Source organism: Vibrio sp. D404a (assembly GCF_030248535.1).
GTDB lineage: Bacteria > Pseudomonadota > Gammaproteobacteria > Enterobacterales > Vibrionaceae > Vibrio.
The window spans coordinates 23709-30128 of sequence record NZ_JAHGAJ010000051.1; the positions used below are offsets into that span (position 1 = coordinate 23709).

Below are 6420 nucleotides of genomic sequence, written 5' to 3' on the forward strand. Positions count from 1 at the left end.
TAAGTTAAAGCACTGGATGGGCAAAGGGGAAATACTCAAATTAGCTAACGCCCTTCTTGGATACTGGGGTGCAATCAAAGCCGTGTTGGAGTGGCCGCTGCAGCAATTAGACCCGATGGTAGCCCCCATTGAGTTTGTGGACTTGATTGCTTGGCAACGAGACATAGAGCGACTACCTGAAGAGCCAGAAGAGATTTATCGCATAAGGGTGAACTTTGCATACTCCTTTGCGGCAGGTGGCGGCTCAGAAGTGGGTTGGGAAGATATGTTTGCCAAACTTGGTTACCCACATATCAAAATTGACGAAAGGCTGAACTATTACCCTTGGGATATCGTGAGCGTCAAAGTGAATGATGGGGACATCAACGATGTACCTGGTTTAATGGATGCAATAGTAAGGCAATATGGGCGAACATGCCGACGATACAGCTTTGATGTGACCACTACCGCTAATTTTCATGTTTCGGTCGCTGAGTTCAGCCACACCCATGAAACCTACTCAGCTTCAATAGGATAAAAATATGGCAGTCATTACTATCGCGGGCGAACAGCTTATTGCACAAAAGCAGCAAGCGGAAGAGCCACTTGAAATTGCAGAGTTTGTTTTGGCTTACGTGCCTGGTGTTGATCCTTCAGTGCCGCCAGAAAGAAATCAGTCGTTGCCTCCAAGCAACCAAATTCGACTAAGAATGGCCCCAACGCGAAGTGCCTATGTGAATTCGAATGAAGTGGTTTACTCACTCATTTTGGATAACACCATTGGGAACTTTGATTTCAATTGGCTTGGGTTGGTCAGTGAAGAAGGTGTGTTGGTGTCGGCCAACCATATGGTGGTGCAATCTAAACGCAAAAATAACGAATTGACTGGTGAAGAAGGGAACAACTTAACGCGTAACTTCTTGCTTAAGTTCTCGGGCGCACAAGCTATCACAAATATCACCGTGCCAGCCGAAACATGGCAATTCAATTATTCAGACAAAATTAATTACTTTGACACGATGGTGGTGTCTTTAGCAGCAAATCACTTTGCTTCTCAAAAACACATTATCGAGCTTTATCACAAGAACATTCAAATCACTGAACGATTGAATGCATTGGAGAAACAAGATGGTTAATCAAACTATTGAGCAGCTATTGCAGGAAGCGATAGACCAGTCGATGGCCCAAACCCAAGAAAGCCGAGAATTGGCTGAAGAAGTTGCGGGGAAGATGGCCGAAATTGACAAAAAAGCTGATGATGTCGTCGACCGAGTGGATGCGGCAATACCTACAGCAATCAGTACGGAGTTGTGCCCTACCATATATCTTCATCCCGATACGGGGGATGATGCGAACTCAGGACTGTCGAAATCCTCAGCCGTTAAAACTCTAGGAGCAGCAGCAGGAAAAATTCCGATGGGCGGACGTGGGATCATAGTGTTAGCCGCCAAAGGTTTATATATACCTCTTGATCATACTGTAACTCTAGATCGAAAAAGTATCAGAATTCATATGGACGGTGCGACTCTTGAGCAGAAAACCTATGGAACGAACTCTATTGGGGTGTTTCGACCTATTAACGGATGGGGCGAAATATTAATTTATGGTGGCACGCTCAAAACTGCAATGTTCGATGAAAAGGTTGGCAGTGCATCATCTGACCGCTCGCTCGTAACAAGAACAGATACCACTACAGTATCGCTGAAAACGATGCAAACCACCGTCCAAATTGGAGACCAGATGTTAATTTCCTATGGGAACTACGCAAACGGTCACAGCGAATTGTCTATAGGTCATGCTTCTTTATCTTTTCAAGATGGTGTGGTGGATAAGAAGCTGGCTTCTCTCGCAAACTCTGGAACGTTATCGTTATCCATGGGGGGAACATCAATGCCAGGTGGTGAGTCTATGTCTGACCTTATCCTTGGAATTATTCGTGCAGCGGATGGTGAGCCTAGGAATATCATCACTAACATTTCAAGTCTTTAAGGGGGAGTGAGCAATGCTTATTAGTTTTTCTTACAAGGGCGCAAGCTATATTAATTTCATCGTGGGCGATGATGAATGGCAGGCATTGGATATACCAGAAGCAGATAAAAAACAGATAGTAATGGATGCCAAATGGGGAGGTATACGCATTCATCGTAATAAGTTGATTTCTGGTACAGACAATTACTATTTACGCCATCATCGTGAGCTTCGTAGCGGTAAAGTTGCAGATGATGCCGACAATCCAACCACACTATCAAATGAGCAACTTTCAGAACTAGATGCTTATGTTCAGCTGCTTGCTGATATCCCCCAAACCTACAGTAGTCCTGATGATGTTGTTTGGCCTGAAAAACCAGTGCTATAGGAAAGTTTAATGCTAACTCTCGACGGTTCACAACTTCCACTAAAGAACTTACGCATTAGCGTTCGCCAACAGTTAGCCGGACAAGATATGTCCGGCCAAACTTCGGCTACCGACCAAGCAGAAACAGGTACTAAGGGTAAAATTCTAACCATAAAAGGTGTGATCCCGTTCAGTAAGAACCAACTTCTCACCAATCTGTTTAGCATGGCCGAAGCGTTAGAAAATGGCTCTCGCCATATCTACCGTATCAGTAACAAAACAGCAGAAGCTTTGAAAATTCGCCAGGTGAAATTCCAAGGTGCAGTCCGTGCCGATGAGCAAGACTCTCATAGGCAATGGAGTGTTTCGTTTGAGCTGGTTGAGTACTTATCGGTACCAGAGAGAGTCGAGCAACGCCAACCAGATGAGCCAGCAACACAACAAAAAGTGCAAGGTGTGAGTACGCCAGTTGAAACAGGGCAGAACGAGGATGTGCCGCCAGATACAGAAGTCGAATTAACTGGTGTGATGAAGGTGCTAAAAGCTGTCGATAATGCTTTGGGCTAATGGTGATTTATGACGACAACCAACAAATTTCTTTGCCGTGCTTATCTGGGTAAGGGTAAAGCTAAAGTGAAAAGCCATCGCATTGTCTTTAGTGAAAACACACCAGGTCGTTGTGAACTTGCCATTGAAGGTAACTCCGAACCTAATACCATCATTGCGGTAGATTTAGGTTGGGGCAGCGATATAAGTCGCGTTTTTCTTGGTTACATTGAGCGAGTACAACCCGCCGAAAAAGGTTGGTCAAAAGTCTTTTGCCGCGAATTATCGGCAATTCTTTACAAGCCACTAAACATTATCATGCGTCACCCGACACTTATGCAGCTGCTTAGTGAAGTAACCAATAAAACGGGTCTTCAATTTGTGGTGCCAGAGAAAGCCTACAGCAAAACGGCCATTCCTTGTTTTTATAGCGATGGCAACGGCTATCGAGTCATAGACGAATTAGCCCAAGCCTTCAGTATTGAGGATTTATTTTGGCAACAACAAGGCAACGGGCAAATTTATGTGGGCGGTTGGAAGGATTCATTCTGGGCAGATAAGCCCGTCACCATACCTAATGAGCTAATGACAAACCACACAGCCAACAAGTCAGTAAAGATACCGGCTATTCCAAAACTAAAGCCAGGTGTTGTCGTGAATGGACTTCGATTAATTGGTGTAGAGTTTGAAGGTACGGAGGCAAAGCTAACATGGATGTGAATGTTATTAAACGCATTATCTTCCGGTTGTTCCCAGAGTTTACAGGCCAGTGGCACTTGCCAAGGTGGGGAAAGGTTGTGGCATTGCCAGAACTACCAGAAGAGGGGGACTTGTCAGATCGCTTTTATCCTCATTATGCCGTAGATGTTCAGCTACTCGATGAAAAGGGCATGGAATACGAAGATAAACCACCACTGCAGGCGGTACCGCTTCCGGTTCCTGGTCTTGGTGATCATGCAGGCCGTTTAGAACCGCCTGCTATTGGTAGCATCGTAGAGTTAGGTTTTATGTTCGGTCAACCGGACAAGCCGTTTATTCGCTGCGTTCTTCCGCTTGGTTTTAAGTTACCAGGTATCAAAGAAGGTGAAAGCCGATACCAACAACGCCAAGGCGTTTATCACTTGGTAGACCAAGACGGTAACTTTGAACGAAAGACAGATAAAGACGATAAATTGGAATGCCTTAACCAACGAATTAAAGTACTGGAAAATCGTTTAGCCGAAATTGAAGGTGACCACATGGAAACCGTCAAAGGTAATAAGACAACCACAGCTAAAAATATCACCGAGAATGCAGACTCGATAAAGATGAATGGTGGTAAAGGAGTATGCACAGGTGCGAGTATTTGTCCGTTTATGGGTAAGCCGCATGTTGACGTATCAACCACCGTATTTGCAGGTAAGTAAGATGGCATTAAGCAAAGCATCACTGAAAGAGAAGTTAGAAAACGAATTGAAAGCACAGGGCTTTGTTCTTGATGGTGAATTCGCTATGGCAGGTAAGATGGCAGAAGCCATTGCTAACGCAGTAGTGGACGAAATTACTCAGAATGCCCAAGTGCCAGTTACAGGCGGCAGCTCAGCCGGGAGCTACAAAGTAACCTAAGCTAAACACATACCATATTATCACCAAGCGCCCACCACGGGCGCTTTTCTTATATCTAAAACCTCAATGGCATAGCTACAGCCTAACGCCACGGAAAGGAGCAATCAGGTGACGGAATCCGCACTCCTCCTCCCCACCTGCGAGGTTTACGACCTGGTTTTTTCGCAATTTTGATTTGGTGAAAGTCTACGGGGCTAAGCGAAGCGCAGAACGCGCGCAAAGCCTTTTTTCTGTAAGGGCTTCGAGTGAAACCAAAAGCCACTAGAAGTGGCTTAAAGCGAGTCTAAGATAATTTCAATATTTGCGAGTTTTTGCGATAAATTGCAAAAACGACGATCAGTAATGATCTGTCAAAAACAATTAACTTATTGTATTTTAACGATTATGTTTGTTTTTCGTCAGTTTTTAAGGATCTGATGGCTTAACTTGAAGATCTTGTGTGTTGGCGTAGAAGTGAAAGGAGACAAGGTGTGTAGCCATTGTAGAGTCTGTAATGGAAATTCAAAATATTTCACGAACACTTGAGTGCACTTATTGGTTTTATCAAAGTGGGTAGGTGCATAAAATATTACATTCTCAAGTAGGCGTAAATTTGGATAAGCTATTCAAAAAAGCCACTCTTTTGAGTGGCTAATTACTACTAGTTGCCTTGAAGAGATGGTTTGGGTTTAGATCTAATTACCCTTTGTCCCATATTCACTATTGCTTTTTCTACTATGAGGTGAAAAATAACTCCAGCAATGGTCGTTAGTACAATCCCAGCAACTAGTCCAAGAGCCCATCCAGTGTCCATTTTTCCAAGTACTCGCTGTGTAATAGATAGGGCAGGATTGTGAATGAGATAAATGGAATAACTTGCATTACCTAGTAAAATGAGTAGGTATGGCCAAGAAAATTGGTGAAAGCGCTCTAGAGTAGCGGCGCCAATAATTAACATCGCCATGCCCAAAGCGAAGATAAGTCTTAGCGCCCCTGGTAAACCAATGTTGATAGCGTAGATACTTGCAGTACCTAGGATTACCCCAGATATAACGAGACCACCTGCAATTTTGCTATTAGGTATGAATTTCAGAGCTTTTGCTGCGAGCATCCCTAGTATAAACTCGATATTTAGCAAAGAGAAAACGTACCTACTTGCTCCGGTAGGCGCATCTCCAAAAATATTGACCATCAGAATCGTACCCAGCCAGGCTATTATGAATACGGTAAATACTCTAGTGCTGTAGAAAAACACTAGGAAAAAAGCGTAGAACATTACCTCATGAATTAACGTCCAAGCCACACTTAAAGTGGGTACTCCACTACTTGGCAAAAGAAACGCTGAACTAAGAAAACTAATCTCCCTGCCTCCCGAAGCAGATAGTCCAGACATCACGTAATACGCGATAGCTAGCGGTATTGCAACACACCAATATACTGGAAATACTCGCATGAAGCGCTTTGCGGCATAATGTTTGGCGTTGCTAAGTGTTTTATTATCATGTTGATGAATAAACATGATAATAAAACCTGACAAAACGAAGAAAAAGTCAACACCGTATAGGCCTCGCCCTATAGTGTTGTGAATCCAACTGGGCATTTCCCCTATGAATGCTCCTGTTGATTGAACTGCATGGTGACCAACAACGGCCAAAGCTGCGATCCCCCTGAATACTTGAATGCTATCTATTTTCTGTCGCATCTCTAATCCATGTTTAATACAAAATGGGCTTATTATAACAGCTTCATATGTACTGTAAGAAGGTTTTGTGCCTTTCATTTTTTTAAGGATTCGTCGATAGTGGGTAAAATCAAGAGAAGATGCATAACTGCAAAGCAATACTGAAATAGGGTTTTGCTTGGACGACAATACGATGTGTGGACATTAATGGGACTTAGTGTGTGTTTTTATCTATAAGTTTTTGATATTTATAGGTAATAAGTTAAGTGAATGATAAGATCACATCATCAACCAT

Annotated in this window: 8 protein-coding genes and 1 pseudogene; 8 read left to right on the plus strand and 1 reads right to left on the minus strand. The window is 43.4% G+C overall.

Annotated elements, in window-relative coordinates:
• Positions 1-16: 16 nt before the first annotated feature.
• The 8 genes and pseudogenes from KI655_RS23595 to KI655_RS23630 all read left to right on the plus strand — a co-directional run bounded on the left by KI655_RS23595 (position 17) and on the right by KI655_RS23630 (position 4465).
• Complete coding sequence (locus KI655_RS23595; protein WP_373417273.1) at positions 17-517, plus strand: hypothetical protein; 501 nt, start codon at positions 17-19, stop codon at positions 515-517.
• 4 nt (positions 518-521) lie between these two features.
• A pseudogene (locus KI655_RS23600) lies at positions 522-981 on the plus strand (phage tail protein); the annotation flags it as partial.
• Positions 982-1107: 126 nt separating this feature from the next.
• Positions 1108-1968 carry a hypothetical protein gene (locus KI655_RS23605; protein WP_285409129.1) on the plus strand — a complete coding sequence of 287 codons (861 nt, stop codon included), beginning with the start codon at positions 1108-1110 and terminating at the stop codon, positions 1966-1968.
• Between the two features lie 13 nt (positions 1969-1981).
• Positions 1982-2335 carry a phage tail assembly chaperone gene (locus KI655_RS23610; protein ID WP_285409130.1) on the plus strand — a complete coding sequence of 118 codons (354 nt, stop codon included), beginning with the start codon at positions 1982-1984 and terminating at the stop codon, positions 2333-2335.
• 9 nt (positions 2336-2344) lie between these two features.
• Positions 2345-2881 carry an adenine glycosylase gene (locus KI655_RS23615; protein WP_243583346.1) on the plus strand — a complete coding sequence of 179 codons (537 nt, stop codon included), beginning with the start codon at positions 2345-2347 and terminating at the stop codon, positions 2879-2881.
• Positions 2882-2890: 9 nt separating this feature from the next.
• The gene (locus tag KI655_RS23620; protein WP_285409133.1) at positions 2891-3580 is read left to right on the plus strand and encodes a hypothetical protein; all 690 of its coding nucleotides are present in this window, start codon (positions 2891-2893) and stop codon (positions 3578-3580) included.
• Positions 3571-4266 (plus strand): hypothetical protein, encoded by a 696-nt coding sequence (locus KI655_RS23625; protein WP_243583348.1) that lies wholly within the window; start codon positions 3571-3573, stop codon positions 4264-4266. Before KI655_RS23620 ends, KI655_RS23625 begins: the two co-directional genes overlap by 10 nt.
• 1 nt (position 4267) lies before the next feature.
• Positions 4268-4465 carry a hypothetical protein gene (locus KI655_RS23630; RefSeq protein WP_285409135.1) on the plus strand — a complete coding sequence of 66 codons (198 nt, stop codon included), beginning with the start codon at positions 4268-4270 and terminating at the stop codon, positions 4463-4465.
• A gap of 640 nt (positions 4466-5105) precedes the next feature.
• On the opposite strand, the gene KI655_RS23635 is transcribed toward KI655_RS23630, so the two are convergent.
• Complete coding sequence (locus tag KI655_RS23635) at positions 5106-6224, minus strand: acyltransferase (protein WP_285409136.1); 1119 nt, start codon at positions 6222-6224, stop codon at positions 5106-5108.
• Positions 6225-6420: the final 196 nt, after the last annotated feature.